A 13,348-nucleotide genomic window follows, 5' to 3' on the forward strand; every position below is an offset into this window, starting at 1 on the left:
CCTTTTGGCCATACCCACTTTCCCCTGCTTTGACTTTAAGAACGGATATGAACAATGAGCGCACCTCGCACCCTTTATGACAAGATCTGGGACGATCATTTGGTCGATAGCCAGCCGGATGGCACCTGCCTCCTCTATATCGATCGCCATCTCGTTCACGAGGTGACGTCGCCGCAGGCCTTTGAAGGGCTCCGCATGACCGGACGCAAGGTGCGCCATCCGGAGCGGACGCTCGCCGTCGTCGACCACAACGTGCCGACCTCGCCCGACCGCAAGAACGGTATCAAGAACGAGGAAAGCCGGATCCAGGTCGAGGCACTGGCCAGGAACGCAGCCGATTTCGGCGTGGAATATTATTCGGAGACCGATATCCGCCAGGGCATCGTCCACATCATCGGACCGGAGCAGGGATTCACGCTGCCCGGCATGACGATCGTCTGCGGCGACAGCCATACCTCGACGCACGGCGCATTCGGTGCACTGGCGCATGGTATCGGCACATCGGAAGTCGAGCATGTGCTTGCCACCCAGACGCTGATCCAGCGCAAGGCGAAGAACATGCTGGTGCGTGTCGATGGCCAGCTCCCGGCCGGAGTGACCGCGAAGGACATCATCCTCGCGATCATCGGCGAGATCGGTACGGCAGGCGGCACCGGCTATGTCATCGAATATGCCGGCGAGGCGATCCGTGCGCTCTCGATGGAAGGCCGGATGACCATCTGCAACATGTCGATCGAGGGCGGCGCCCGTGCGGGCCTGATCGCGCCCGACGAAACCACTTTTGAATATATCAAAGGCAAGCCCCGGGCGCCGAAGGGCGAGCAACTCGAGCAGGCCATCGCCTATTGGAAGACGCTGCAGTCGGACGAGGGGGCGCATTTCGACAAGATCGTCACGCTCAACGCCGCCGATCTGCCGCCGATCGTTTCGTGGGGCTCGTCGCCGGAAGACGTCGTCGCCGTGACCGGCGAAGTGCCTAATCCCGAGGATATCGCCGACGAGACTAAGCGGGCATCAAAGCAGCGCGCGCTCGATTATATGGGATTGAAGCCCGGAACCAGGATCACCGACATCAAGCTCGACCGCGTCTTTATCGGCTCGTGCACCAATGGCCGCATCGAGGATCTGCGCGAAGTCGCCAAGGTCGTCGAAGGCCGCAAAGTGGCATCGAGTGTCAGCGCGATGATCGTGCCGGGTTCGGGTCTCGTCAAGGAACAGGCGGAGGCCGAGGGTCTCGACAAGATCTTCAGGGAAGCGGGTTTCGACTGGCGTGAGCCGGGCTGCTCGATGTGCCTTGCCATGAACGACGACCGGCTGAAGCCGGGCGAGCGTTGCGCCTCGACGTCAAATCGCAATTTCGAGGGCCGGCAGGGGTTCAAGGGCCGCACGCATCTCGTCTCGCCGGCCATGGCGGCGGCGGCAGCGATCGCGGGCCATTTCGTCGATATCCGGGACTGGCAATAGCCTTTCACGGGCCTTGCGTCCTGCAGGGATCAAGGCAGCATGAACTCTCGAACCTGCATGTCCGGGCTTACCGAAAGCCCGGACCGATACATGATGCGGTTTTTTTGCGCATTTTTTACCAATTTCGCAGGCGATAGGCTTTTTTGCGCACCATTTTATTCGCCAGCAGGCCGCAATTAACATCTTTTTGTTCTGGTGGGAGCAAGCTTTTCACAAGCGGGAACAATTCATCGTATGAGCGGCGCAAACTTTATTCTCACCATCAACATGGTTGTTGCCGGGCTCTTCGCCATCGCTTTCCTCAGCATCGCCGTCTATGAAAAAGCCTATATTTCGGCACGCCTTTTCGCACTGGCATTCGTTTTCGCCATGCTGAATTTTGGCGCCGAGCTTCTGGTGCCGTGGATCGGCAATCCGAAGATCGGCTACATGCTGGCATTCAGCACCTTCCTGTGCGCGCTGATCTGCTCGGCCATCGGCATGGCGTATAAATATCAGGTGCAGGTGCCCTGGACGGGGCTTGCGGTCCTGTTCGTGATTTCGCTGACCCTGATCTATTCGATTTATGACATCGCCCGGGTAACGCTGGCCGGCATGCTGCTCTACCAGGCGCCATATTTCGCCGCCATTTGCTTCTGCAATTACATCGTCTTGAAGTCGCGGGCACGCGGTGTCGTGGACATGCTGCTTTTCGCCGTGTTGTTTGCCAGCGCCGCCCATTTCCTGCTTAAGCCGTATCTGGCGATCGCATCCGGCGGCATGGGCGTCAATCCGCAGGATTATATCCATACGGAATATGCGCTTTACTCGCAGACGATCGGTGCGGCGCTTTCCGTCGCCAACGGCCTACTCATGCTGGTGATCCTGACGGGCGACCTGATGGCGGACATGTCGTCACGCTCGGAAACCGACGTGTTGTCGCGTCTCATGAACCGTCGTGGCTTTGAAGTCAGGAGCGACGCTGCCATTGCGCAGGCGAAGCGATTGCGCCTGCCGCTTTCGCTCGTCGTCAGCGACCTCGACAACTTCAAGATGATCAACGACACCTATGGCCATGGGTTGGGCGATCGCGTCATCTGCGCTTTCGCCGCTAATCTCAGGGAAATAGCATCGGAACGCGATATCGTGGCGCGTATCGGCGGCGAGGAGTTCGCGATCCTGCTCCCCGGCATGGGCATCCACACGGCGCGTCTGTTTGCGGAGAAGGCGCGAAGCAATTTTTCCAGCCGGCCGATTGCGGGCCTGCCGGCGGAAAGCCGCTTCACCGCGAGTTTTGGCGTTGCAGAGCTGAAGAACGGCGACGCGCTTTCCGATCTCATGCGCCGCGCGGACAGTGCGCTCTACGAGGCCAAGAAAAGCGGGCGCAATTGCGTGCGGCTGGCGTTGCTGCCTGTGGAGAGGAGCAAAGTCGTCGAGTTGCGCCCTCCACCAAGCGGGCATGCGGTTTGATCTTGGGGATTACCGGCTCACTGCCCGCACTGCGCATGGTCCAGCACCGGCGTTTCGTTCCTGGAGATGCCATACATGAAGCCGCGTCCCCTCAGGACTACGGCACTTTCGCACGATTTATTGGCAGCGGGAACGACCGCCTTCACTGAGGGATGATTTGGTGGGCGGATGATCCGAACGCCATTATCCTCTGTGTCCTCGTTGGAAATAGGGGAACCAGCAGGTCCGACGATCCTGTCGGCCCGCAGGTTTGTGCCCACGAGGATGATCTTCGCACCATTCATTTCATCAGCATGGGCTGGCTGAACCGCTAAAATGAAAATCGCGGCGCAAAGCGCGAAGGGCATATGGGATGCCGCAATGAGGATCCGGGGTAATTCAGCCATCCGCGTTCCTTCCGTCCGGGCCACCGCGTTCTCATATTAACCTGTTCTTTACGTTTGGGCGAGAGGGGTTGACGGGGAGACGGGTATCGATGACATCATATGAGCCGATGCAGAACCGATGGAGGATCACGTCCGATGCCGAATGACCAAGCCGCCCATGCCGTCGACATCTCGCTTCTGCATCTGCGTGATGCCCATGAATTCGCGCCCCTGCTTGCGAGCTACGCGCAGGCATTAAAGCGGGGCGCGCCGCGCCGCCCGGATGAATATTATGCCGAAAAGCTGCTGCAGGATCGCGCAGCGGAGATCGCCGGCGCCAGGCTGGATGGCGTCCTTGTCGGTTTCGTCATTTTCTACGATCTGCCGGAGCCGGTTTCGGGCATGCGCGCCGGCCAGGTCGATCACATCTATGTGCATCACGACCATCGCGGCAAGGGAATCGCCAAGGCCCTGATCGACGTCCTGGCCGACAAGGCGGAGGAGCGCAGCTGGTCGAAACTCATCCTCAATGCGCCGCGCCAGCCCGAAGACGGACGCAAGCTTTATGAACAGATGGCTGCCGCCGCGGAGTGGACCAGCTTTGTGATTCGGTTTGGCGCGCAATAACTGCCGGTAAATTTTTCGCGTTCGAAATTGATCGCATGGCTTGGTTTCAGCCAGCTTTGGCCTGTTCAAACGATTGAAGCGCGCCTATGCACGCGCGCTTGAGGCACGTGCGACCAAATGCTTGGAGCGGAAATATCAACTGGCTTTGACGCGGTGCAAAAAGAGCAGTAGATACGCGACCATAAAGGTCGTTGATCACGATCCTGCCGCATTTGGAGCGCGGCCCACGCGGGCAACGCTCTAAGTTCAATCAACGCGCGATCTTCCGGAAGGCATCGCTTTTCGGGATCGTGCTCCAAACCTATCCGGGCAAGGCTGAATCCGTTTGGCGCTTGCCGGGAAAACCGGGCCCGGACAAACTGGGAAACCATTTCTGGGGGAGCCATGACGAGACCGACAGCCACCCGCCAACGCCCACTCTCTCCGCATATCAGCGTCTACAAATGGCCGATCACCATGACGATGTCGATCCTGCATCGTGTCACGGGAGGCGCGCTTTATTTCGGCACGCTGCTGGTCGCCCTCTGGCTGGTGGCCGCTGCGACGAGCGAAGACACTTTCAACCTGGTCAATGCGTTCTTCGGTTCCTGGTTCGGGCGGCTGGTGCTCTTCGGCTATACCTGGGCCCTACTGCACCACATGCTGGGTGGCATCCGCCATCTGATCTGGGATACTGGGGCCGGTCTTGAAAAGCATACGGCTTCAAAGATCGCCTGGGTGACGGTGATCGCCTCCGTCACGCTGACGCTCCTCGTCTGGATCGCCGGCTATCTGCTGCGCTGAAGGGATGAGATCATGAGCAATATGCGTACGCCTCTCGGCAAGGTTCGCGGGCTTGGTTCCGCCAAGGAAGGTACCGAGCATTTCTGGCGCCAGCGCCTGACTGCGGTCGCCAACGTGCCGCTGATGCTGTTTTTCGTCGGCCTCATTGCTTCGCTGCACGGCGCCGACTTCCATGAGGTCCGGGCCGCGCTTTCGCATCCGCTGACGGTGCTTGTGCTGATATTGGTGCTTTTGTCGGCGCTTTATCACATGCGCCTGGGCATGCAGGTCATCATCGAGGACTATGTGCATAGCGAAGGCCTCAAGGTCGTCCTCGTGATGCTGAACACATTCTTTGCGGTGGCGGTCGGCGTCGCCTGCATTTTCGCGATCCTCAAGCTCAGCTTCGGAGGTTGACAGCCAGCATGGCTCAGACAGAGAAAAGCGCGGCAGCAAGCGCAGGCCAGGCCGGAAACGGCAAATCCTATCAGTTCGTCGATCACAAATTCGATGTCGTGGTGGTGGGCGCGGGCGGCGCGGGGCTGCGCGCGACGCTGGGCATGGCCGAACAGGGCCTGAAGACAGCCTGCATCACCAAAGTGTTTCCGACACGCTCGCATACGGTTGCCGCGCAGGGCGGCATCGCGGCTTCACTTGGCAATATGGGCCCGGATTCCTGGCAGTGGCATATGTACGATACCGTCAAGGGATCGGACTGGCTGGGTGACACGGACGCGATGGAATATCTGGCGCGCGAGGCGCCGGCCGCCGTCTATGAGCTCGAGCATTACGGCGTGCCGTTCTCGCGCACCGAGGAGGGCAAGATCTATCAGCGTCCCTTCGGCGGCCATATGATGAACTATGGCGACGGGCCGCCGGTGCAGCGCACCTGCGCCGCGGCGGACCGCACCGGCCACGCGATCCTGCACACGCTCTACGGCCAGAGCCTGCGCAACAACGCGCAGTTCTTCGTGGAATATTTCGCCCTTGACCTGATCATGACCGACGGTGTGTGCACCGGCGTCGTCGCCTGGAACCTCGATGACGGGACGATTCACCGTTTTGCGGCGAAGATGGTGGTGCTGGCGACCGGCGGCTATGGCCGCGCCTATTTCTCTGCCACTTCAGCCCATACCTGCACCGGCGACGGCGGCGGCATGGTCGCGCGGGCAGGTCTTCCTCTGCAGGATATGGAGTTCGTGCAATTCCATCCGACCGGCATCTACGGCGCCGGCTGCCTCATCACCGAGGGCGCGCGCGGTGAAGGCGGCTATCTCGTCAATTCCGAAGGCGAGCGCTTCATGGAGCGCTATGCGCCGTCGGCAAAGGATCTTGCCTCTCGCGACGTGGTCTCGCGCTGCATGACGATGGAAATCCGCGAAGGGCGCGGCGTCGGCAAGAACAAGGATCATATCTACCTGCACCTCGATCATCTCGATCCGGCGGTGCTGCATGAGCGGCTTCCCGGCATTTCGGAATCGGCGAAGATCTTCGCGGGCGTCGACCTGACAAAGGAACCGATCCCGGTCCTGCCGACGGTTCATTACAATATGGGCGGCATTCCGACCAATTATTGGGGCGAAGTGCTCAACCCGACTGCCGAAAATCCCGACCGCATCCAGCCCGGCCTGATGGCCGTCGGCGAGGCGGGCTGCGCTTCCGTGCACGGCGCCAACCGACTCGGTTCCAACTCGCTGATCGATCTGGTGGTGTTCGGGCGCGCTGCGGCGATCCGCGCCGGCCAAGTGATCGACCGTGCCGCCAGTATCCCCGATATCAACGAGGGCGCGGTAGAAAAGATCATGGACCGCTTCGACAAGCTGCGCTTTGCCGATGGCCACACGCCGACGGCGAAGCTGCGCGACCGGATGCAGCGCACCATGCAGGAGGAGGCGGCTGTCTTCCGCACGTCGGAATCGCTGAAAGCGGGTTGCGACCGCATGGAGAAGATCTGGCACGAGCTGTCCGACATCAAGGTCACGGACCGCTCGATGATCTGGAATTCCGATCTGGTGGAGACGCTGGAGCTGGAAAACCTGATGGCCAACGCGCTTACCACTGTGGTTTCGGCGGAGGCGCGCAAGGAAAGCCGCGGCGCGCATGCGCATGAGGATTATCCGAACCGCGACGATGTGAACTGGCGCAAGCATACGCTCGCCTGGCTGAGCCCGGATGGCGAGGTCACGCTCGGCTACAGGCCCGTCCATATCGATCCGTTGGTTCCGGAAGCGGAAGGCGGCATCAGCCTCGCCAAGATCGCGCCCAAGGCGCGCGTTTACTAAGGGATAGAGCAATGGTCGAACTGGCACTTCCCAGGAATTCGCAGGTCAAGCCCGGCCACGTCTGGGCGCGGCCCGAAGGCGCCAACAATCTGAAGGAATTCAAGATCTACCGCTGGTCGCCGGATGACGACGAAAATCCGCGCATGGACACCTATTATGTCGATCTCGACGATTGCGGTCCGATGGTGCTCGACGGGCTTTTGTGGATCAAGAACAATGTCGATCCGACGCTGACACTGCGCCGCTCCTGCCGCGAAGGCATTTGCGGCTCGTGCGCGATGAATATCGACGGCGCCAACACACTTGCCTGTACGAAGGGCATGGGGGAGATCGGTGGCACCGTAAAGGTTTATCCGCTGCCGCATATGCCCGTCGTGAAGGATCTGGTGCCGGACCTGACGGTGCCTTACGCGCAGCTCGCATCGATCGATCCCTATCTGAAGACGGTTTCTCCGGAGCCCGCCAAGGAATGGCTGCAGAGCCATGACGACCGCGCAAAGCTCGACGGACTCTACGAATGCATCCTGTGCTTCTGCTGCCAGACATCGTGCCCGAGCTACTGGTGGAATGGCGAGCGCTATCTCGGCCCCGCCGTGCTCTTGCAGGCTTATCGCTGGCTGATCGATTCCCGCGATGAGGCAACGGGCGAGCGGCTGGACAATCTGGAAGATCCGTTCCGGCTTTATCGCTGCCACACGATCATGAATTGTGCCCAGACCTGTCCGAAGGGGTTGAACCCAGCCAAGGCGATCGCCGAGATCAAGAAGATGATGGTGGAGCGGCGGGTCTGATCCGCCATCCGGTTGTTGCGGCGCCCATATCTGGCTGTAGCGTGATTATCGGGCTATAATGAGCCGAGAAGAGGGAAGCGGATGCTCGACCATATCGGTTTCAATATCTCGGACATGGAAAAATCGCGGACTTTCTATGACGCTGCGCTGCGGCCTCTCGGGATAGAGAGTGTCATGGAGTTCGGCGATTGGGTCGGCTATGGCCGCAACCGCAAGCCGGAATTCTGGATCGGCGCGCAACGCGGTGCGGGTCTGCAAGGCACGCTCCATGTCGCATTTTCGGCCGGCACGCGCACCGAGGTGGACCGCTTCTATCAGGTGGCGCTTGCCACGGGCGGGCGCGACAATGGCGCGCCCGGTATCCGCGAACACTACCATCCCGATTACTACGCTGCTTTCGTCATCGATCCGGACGGACACAATATCGAGGCCGTCTGTCACCTTCCGGAGTGAGGGTGCTCCGCAAGGCCTTCGGGATGAGAAATAACGGGAAAAGCAGTCGGTCAGGCGAGCCTTGCGTCGAGGGTGATTTCGATCGCGCCGAGCGCCTTTGAAAGGGGGCAGCCTTCCTTGGCCTGCTGCGCCAATTTGCGGAAATCGTCCTGGTTGATGTCTGGGACGGTGCCGACCAGCGTTATCGCGCTTTTGGTTATTTCGAAGCCGCCGCCGGAAGCCGGATTGACGGTGATTGCTGCCGTCGCCTCAAGCTTTTGCGCCGGTGTGCCGTTTTCGGCGAGAAAATGCGAAAGCTGCATGGCGAAGCAACCGGCATGTGCCGCAGCGAGCAATTCTTCGGGATTTGTCCCGGAGGTGCCTTTCTCGTCTTCAAAGCGCGCTTTGAAATTATAGGGAAGTTCATTCAAGGCGCCGCTTTGGGAATCGAGTGTGCCCGAACCGTCGGTGAGTCCGCCTTTCCAGATTGCCGTTGCTTTCCTGTCCATTTCCGGTCTCCTTCCTTGAGAAGAGTTGTCCCATTGCAGGCTGGATATAAGTATGCGCGCCGGCAGCTACCAGCGCATGTTTTCAGGGTCAGATCGCCTCGCCCTGCAGCAGCCGCGGAGTGTTTTTCGTTAGTCCCGCTGCTTGGCGGATGAAGAACTGCTTCATCTTCGGCATCCTGTCCACGAGGCCGAGGCCGATATCGCGAATGGCACGCACCGGCGTGATATCGTTCGAGAACAACCGGTTCAGCAGGTCGGTCGTGACGCCCATCTGAACTGTGTCGAAACGTCGCCAGGCCTGATAGCGTTCAAGAGCGGCGAAGGAGCCGATGTCGAGGCCGAGCCGATCGGTCTCTACGATGATTTCGGCGAGTGCCGCAGCATCGCGGAAACCGAGATTAAGGCCCTGGCCGGCAATCGGATGAATGCCGTGGGCGGCATCGCCCACCAATGCAAAGCGCGGCTTAACGAACTCGCGCACCAGCATCAGCCCAAGCGGAAAGGCGCGGCGCGGGCCTTCAACCTTGATCTCGCCCAGCCGATGGCCGAAGCGTTGCTCGAGTTCTGCTTCGAACAGGAAATCATCCTGGTTGACGATCCGCTCGGCATCCCGAGTGCGTTCGGTCCAGACCAGGGAAGAACGGTTGCCCCTAAGCGGCAGGGTGGCAAAGGGGCCAGCCGGCAGGAAATGCTCCTCGGCGCGGCCATTGTGCGGACGCTCATGGTGGACGGTGCAGACGATGCCTGACTGGCCGTAATCCCATTGCACCGTCTTGATGCCGGCACGGTCGCGCAGCCTGGAGCGCACGCCGTCGGCGGCTACGAGAAGCCGTGCTTCGAGAGCGAGCCCGTCGCTCAGGTGAATGGAGACGGTATTTGCGCGCACGTCGAAACCATCAACGCCGACCCCTTCGATGATCTCCACGCCGAGCTCTCCGGCCTTGGCGTGAAGCGCCGTGTTGAGAACCCGGTTCTCGATCATGTGCGCGAAAGGCTCACCCGGTCCGACTTCGCCATCGAAGGTCAGGAAGACCGGGCGGACGGGATCGGATGTCCTGGAATCCGTGACGATCATTTCAGTGATCGGCTGCGCTTCGGCAAGGATCGACTGCCAGCAACCCAACCGGTTGAGCATGCGGGACGCGGCGGCGGCGATGGCCGAAGCCCGCGGATCCTGTCTCCAGCTTCCGGCAGGGGAGGCATCGATGACCATGACACGCAGATGCATCGCGGCGGCTTTGACCGCCACTGCTGTCGCCAGCCCGACATAGCCGCCGCCTGCGACCAGCACGTCGATTGGTGCCGTTTCGTCTGTGGGGCTTGATGAAATTCGGGTGGAGGTTTGGCCGGTCATCGCTTGATTCCTTCCCTTAACGATCGGGCCTTTTCTGAAAGATCAGGCCTTTCTTGAAATCTGGCCCTGAGCCGAGCCCAAGCCTTGTGCCCAAGTCAGTCATTTTTCAGGCGTGCATGATCTTATCCGAAACATCTGTCAACGTCCGCAATTTCCGTGACGTTCCTTCGGGATGTGCTCCATCGGGGTCAACCTCGCCTGCGTCATCTTGACATGGCATGCCGTTCCTGTTGAAGCGGAATGTAGAAAACCCACTGTGGAAGGCAAATGATCCATGTCCGAAGCCATGAAAGAGCTTCTGTCCATACTCGACCTGGAGACGCTTGAGCACAATCTATTTCGCGGTCGCAGCCCGCAGGTCGGGTGGCAGCGGGTGTTTGGCGGTCAGGTCATTGGACAAGCGCTGGTCGCGGCGCAACGCACTGTCGGACAAGACCGCGATGTCCATTCGCTGCATGCCTATTTCATGCGTCCCGGCGATCCGGCCGTGCCGATTATCTACGAGGTGGATCGCATTCGCGATGGGTCGAGCTTCACGACCAGACGCGTCGTTGCCGTCCAGCATGGGAATGCGATATTTTCGCTATCATGCTCGTTCCAGGTGGAGGAGGAAGGGCTTTATCATCAAAAGCCTATGCCGATGGATATTCCGCCACCGGAGAAATTGATGAGCGACCGGCAATTGAAGGAGCAATATCTTCATATGGCGCCGGAAAATGTGCGCAAATACTGGGAACGGGATCGGCCGATCGAGATGAAGCCGGTCTCGCTCGCGCATTATTTCTCGCGAGAGAAACTGCCGCCGGAACAACATGTCTGGATACGCGCGACCGGCCCCGTGCCGGACAACCGCGCCATCCAGGCGGCCGTCCTCGCTTATATCTCGGATATGACGCTGCTCGACACATCGCTTTATGCGCATGGCCGCTCGATCTTCGACCGCGATCTGCAGGTCGCCAGCCTCGACCATGCCATGTGGTTTCACCGCCCCTGCAAGCTGGATGACTGGCTGCTCTACACGCAGGATAGCCCGAGTGCTGCGGGAGCGCGGGGATTCAACCGCGGTTCAATTTATACGCGGGATGGCTTCCTGGTTGCTTCCGTCGCGCAGGAAGGCCTTATCCGCCTGCGCGAGACCGATTAAATGCGCGCCATCTTGAGGAAGATGGAAGTATTGTGATTAGTTTTTGGGCATCCTGCACATGGCGCATTCGGATACATTGAGAATAACATAATTATTTCAATTAGATATGTTTTATTTTTCGAATTGGCACGGAGTTTGAATTGAACTCTGCAGTCACCGGAATGCCCAGAGCGTGCCGGAGATGGGTTCGGAACGCGGGAAAACCGCATAAAGCAGGGGTACGACCAATGAAAATCGTGATGGCGATCATCAAGCCATTCAAGCTGGACGAGGTGCGCGAAGCCCTCACGGCTATCGGCATTCAGGGGCTGACCGTAACCGAGGTCAAGGGGTACGGTCGGCAGAAGGGACATACTGAGATCTATCGCGGCGCCGAATATGCCGTCAGTTTCCTGCCGAAACTCAAGATCGAGATCGCGGTGGGCGCCGATCTCGTCGACAGGACTGTCGAAGCGATCACCGCCGCGGCCAAAACCGGCCAGATCGGCGATGGCAAGATATTTGTCATTTCCATTGATCAGGCGGTGCGGATCCGTACCGGTGAGACCGATACGGACGCGCTTTGAGAGAAGCGATCCACATTTCGTTTCAGTTCAGTTCAGTTCAGTTCGGGGTCGGCTAGGCAGGGCATAGGGCCTTTCCAGTACCCGATTAAAGAAGCGGCATAATTTGTGGGGTTGACCGCTTTTTGTGCAACTTGTCTGGCCAGGTTGCCGAACTTCACTGAATGAATTCAAATAAAACAGCCTTTACATCGGGTTAAGTGGCACTTCGGGGAATTGGCACGGAACTTGGTTATGGGGGCATTGGGCCGGGACTTGTGACGCAAACGCGTTTGAAGCCGGTGTTCGACGGAGATTTTTGATGTTCACACTGAATAGACATATGCGCGCCGCTGTCGGCTCGCTTACCCTTCTGGGTGCTTTCGCCGGCTCGGCAATAGCGCAGGATGCAGCCGCACCTGCCGCCCCCGCCTTCGACACAGGTGACACGGCCTGGATGCTGACCTCTTCGGCCCTGGTGCTGATGATGACCATTCCGGGGCTGGCGCTGTTCTATGGCGGCATGGTTCGCAAAAAGAACGTACTTTCCACGGTCATGCAGAGCTTCGCCATCTGTTGCCTTATGAGCATTCTGTGGATGGTGGTCGGCTATTCGCTGGCCTTCACCGACGGTGGCTCGTTCAACGCCTATCTCGGCGGCTTGAGCAAGGCCTTCCTCTCAGGCATCGATATGAACTCCGCGACGGGAACGATCCCGGAATATCTCTTTGTGATGTTCCAGATGACCTTCGCGATCATCACGCCGGCGCTGATCGCCGGCGCATTCGCCGAACGCATGAAGTTCTCGGCCATGCTTTTGTTCTCGGCCCTCTGGCTCATCGTGGTCTACGTCCCCGTCGCACATTGGGTTTGGGGCGGCGGTTTCCTCGCTTCCGATGGCGTGCTTGATTTCGCCGGCGGCACCGTCGTTCATATCAATGCCGGTGTAGCCGGTCTCGTTGCCGCTCTCATCATCGGCAAGCGCGAAGGTTATGGCCAGGTCAACATGGCGCCACATAACCTGGTGCTTTCCGTCATCGGTGCTTCGCTGCTGTGGGTAGGCTGGTTCGGCTTCAACGCCGGTTCCGCTGTCGGTTCCAACGCTCTCGCCAGTGTCGCCATGCTGAACACGCAGGTCGCCGCCGCCGCCGCCGCTCTTGCCTGGATGTTCGCGGAATGGATCGTTGCGAAGAAGCCCAGCATCCTCGGGATCATCTCGGGCGCTGTTGCCGGTCTCGTCGCGGTCACGCCTGCCGCCGGCTTCGTCAACCCGACCGGTGCGCTGTTCATCGGCCTCCTCTCGGGTGTGATCTGCTACATCGCCGCCGTCAAGCTGAAGCATGCGTTCGGTTATGACGATTCGCTCGATGCCTTCGGCGTCCACGGTGTCGGCGGCATCGTCGGCGCGATCCTGACTGGTGTATTCGCCGATGCCGCGATCAATGAAGCGGGAGCGGGTGCTTCGGTCGGTACGCAGATCTATGGTGTGATCTTCACCATCATCTATGCGGCTGTCGCTACCGCGATCATCCTCTACATCGTTAAGGCCCTTGTCGGCCTTCGTCCGACCAAACAGGAAGAGATCGAAGGTCTCGACATCAACCTGCATGGCGAAACAGTCCAGTAA

The 13,348-nt window shown here is 59.6% G+C and carries 14 protein-coding genes; 11 read left to right on the forward strand and 3 right to left on the reverse strand.

The features are described from left to right. The first annotated feature begins 54 nt into the window (after positions 1-54). Positions 55-1,464, forward strand: coding sequence for a 3-isopropylmalate dehydratase large subunit (gene leuC / locus DUT91_RS18535; protein ID WP_114441986.1), 1,410 nt, complete (start codon positions 55-57; stop codon positions 1,462-1,464). A gap of 234 nt (positions 1,465-1,698) precedes the next feature. Then, positions 1,699-2,913 (forward strand): GGDEF domain-containing protein, encoded by a 1,215-nt coding sequence (locus DUT91_RS18540; protein WP_114441987.1) that lies wholly within the window; start codon positions 1,699-1,701, stop codon positions 2,911-2,913. Between the two features lie 17 nt (positions 2,914-2,930). Here DUT91_RS18540 and DUT91_RS18545 read toward each other — a convergent pair whose 3' ends face one another. After that, complete coding sequence (locus tag DUT91_RS18545; protein WP_114441988.1) at positions 2,931-3,299, reverse strand: hypothetical protein; 369 nt, start codon at positions 3,297-3,299, stop codon at positions 2,931-2,933. Positions 3,300-3,434: 135 nt separating this feature from the next. On the opposite strand from DUT91_RS18545, the gene DUT91_RS18550 reads away from it, so the two are divergent. The 6 genes from DUT91_RS18550 to DUT91_RS18575 all read left to right on the forward strand — a co-directional run bounded on the left by DUT91_RS18550 (position 3,435) and on the right by DUT91_RS18575 (position 8,193). Then, positions 3,435-3,905, forward strand: a complete 471-nt coding sequence (locus DUT91_RS18550; protein ID WP_114441989.1) for a GNAT family N-acetyltransferase — start codon at positions 3,435-3,437, stop codon at positions 3,903-3,905. Between the two features lie 384 nt (positions 3,906-4,289). Next, on the forward strand, positions 4,290-4,688 hold the full coding sequence (gene sdhC, locus DUT91_RS18555) for a succinate dehydrogenase, cytochrome b556 subunit (RefSeq protein WP_114441990.1): 399 nt from the start codon (positions 4,290-4,292) through the stop codon (positions 4,686-4,688). A 12-nt stretch (positions 4,689-4,700) separates the two neighbouring features. After that, positions 4,701-5,084 carry a succinate dehydrogenase, hydrophobic membrane anchor protein gene (gene sdhD, locus DUT91_RS18560; protein WP_114441991.1) on the forward strand — a complete coding sequence of 128 codons (384 nt, stop codon included), beginning with the start codon at positions 4,701-4,703 and terminating at the stop codon, positions 5,082-5,084. A gap of 8 nt (positions 5,085-5,092) precedes the next feature. Further along, positions 5,093-6,949, forward strand: coding sequence for a succinate dehydrogenase flavoprotein subunit (gene sdhA / locus DUT91_RS18565; protein ID WP_114441992.1), 1,857 nt, complete (start codon positions 5,093-5,095; stop codon positions 6,947-6,949). 11 nt (positions 6,950-6,960) lie between these two features. Continuing rightward, complete coding sequence (locus tag DUT91_RS18570) at positions 6,961-7,740, forward strand: succinate dehydrogenase iron-sulfur subunit (RefSeq protein ID WP_114441993.1); 780 nt, start codon at positions 6,961-6,963, stop codon at positions 7,738-7,740. Positions 7,741-7,821: 81 nt separating this feature from the next. Further along, positions 7,822-8,193, forward strand: coding sequence for a VOC family protein (locus DUT91_RS18575; RefSeq protein WP_114441994.1), 372 nt, complete (start codon positions 7,822-7,824; stop codon positions 8,191-8,193). Between the two features lie 50 nt (positions 8,194-8,243). Here DUT91_RS18575 and DUT91_RS18580 read toward each other — a convergent pair whose 3' ends face one another. Both DUT91_RS18580 and DUT91_RS18585 read right to left on the reverse strand, forming a co-directional pair. Further along, on the reverse strand, positions 8,244-8,681 hold the full coding sequence (locus tag DUT91_RS18580; protein WP_114441995.1) for an OsmC family protein: 438 nt from the start codon (positions 8,679-8,681) through the stop codon (positions 8,244-8,246). 88 nt (positions 8,682-8,769) lie between these two features. After that, the gene (locus DUT91_RS18585) at positions 8,770-10,035 is read right to left on the reverse strand and encodes a ubiquinone biosynthesis hydroxylase (protein WP_114441996.1); all 1,266 of its coding nucleotides are present in this window, start codon (positions 10,033-10,035) and stop codon (positions 8,770-8,772) included. Positions 10,036-10,309: 274 nt separating this feature from the next. Here DUT91_RS18585 and tesB point away from each other — a divergent pair, with 274 nt between their 5' ends. From tesB to DUT91_RS18600, 3 genes are all read left to right on the forward strand, one after another. Beyond that, the gene (tesB, locus tag DUT91_RS18590; protein WP_114441997.1) at positions 10,310-11,179 is read left to right on the forward strand and encodes an acyl-CoA thioesterase II; all 870 of its coding nucleotides are present in this window, start codon (positions 10,310-10,312) and stop codon (positions 11,177-11,179) included. A 227-nt stretch (positions 11,180-11,406) separates the two neighbouring features. After that, positions 11,407-11,745 (forward strand): P-II family nitrogen regulator, encoded by a 339-nt coding sequence (locus DUT91_RS18595; protein ID WP_114441998.1) that lies wholly within the window; start codon positions 11,407-11,409, stop codon positions 11,743-11,745. Positions 11,746-12,043: 298 nt separating this feature from the next. Further along, a complete protein-coding gene (locus tag DUT91_RS18600) occupies positions 12,044-13,348 on the forward strand; it encodes an ammonium transporter (RefSeq protein ID WP_114441999.1) in 1,305 nt (434 codons plus the stop codon).

Source organism: Paramesorhizobium salinisoli (genome assembly GCF_003335045.1).
GTDB classification, from domain to species: domain Bacteria; phylum Pseudomonadota; class Alphaproteobacteria; order Rhizobiales; family Rhizobiaceae; genus Paramesorhizobium; species Paramesorhizobium salinisoli.

Bases quoted from the DNA above. Each gene is read 5' to 3' on its own strand.
- leuC (WP_114441986.1), top strand. From the start codon at position 55: ATGAGCGCACCTCGCACCCTTTATGACAAGATCTGGGACGATCATTTG.
- DUT91_RS18540 (WP_114441987.1), top strand. From the start codon at position 1,699: ATGAGCGGCGCAAACTTTATTCTCACCATCAACATGGTTGTTGCCGGG.
- DUT91_RS18545 (WP_114441988.1), bottom strand. From the start codon at position 3,299: ATGGCTGAATTACCCCGGATCCTCATTGCGGCATCCCATATGCCCTTC.
- DUT91_RS18550 (WP_114441989.1), top strand. From the start codon at position 3,435: ATGCCGAATGACCAAGCCGCCCATGCCGTCGACATCTCGCTTCTGCAT.
- sdhC (WP_114441990.1), top strand. From the start codon at position 4,290: ATGACGAGACCGACAGCCACCCGCCAACGCCCACTCTCTCCGCATATC.
- sdhD (WP_114441991.1), top strand. From the start codon at position 4,701: ATGAGCAATATGCGTACGCCTCTCGGCAAGGTTCGCGGGCTTGGTTCC.
- sdhA (WP_114441992.1), top strand. From the start codon at position 5,093: ATGGCTCAGACAGAGAAAAGCGCGGCAGCAAGCGCAGGCCAGGCCGGA.
- DUT91_RS18570 (WP_114441993.1), top strand. From the start codon at position 6,961: ATGGTCGAACTGGCACTTCCCAGGAATTCGCAGGTCAAGCCCGGCCAC.
- DUT91_RS18575 (WP_114441994.1), top strand. From the start codon at position 7,822: ATGCTCGACCATATCGGTTTCAATATCTCGGACATGGAAAAATCGCGG.
- DUT91_RS18580 (WP_114441995.1), bottom strand. From the start codon at position 8,681: ATGGACAGGAAAGCAACGGCAATCTGGAAAGGCGGACTCACCGACGGT.
- DUT91_RS18585 (WP_114441996.1), bottom strand. From the start codon at position 10,035: ATGACCGGCCAAACCTCCACCCGAATTTCATCAAGCCCCACAGACGAA.
- tesB (WP_114441997.1), top strand. From the start codon at position 10,310: ATGTCCGAAGCCATGAAAGAGCTTCTGTCCATACTCGACCTGGAGACG.
- DUT91_RS18595 (WP_114441998.1), top strand. From the start codon at position 11,407: ATGAAAATCGTGATGGCGATCATCAAGCCATTCAAGCTGGACGAGGTG.
- DUT91_RS18600 (WP_114441999.1), top strand. From the start codon at position 12,044: ATGTTCACACTGAATAGACATATGCGCGCCGCTGTCGGCTCGCTTACC.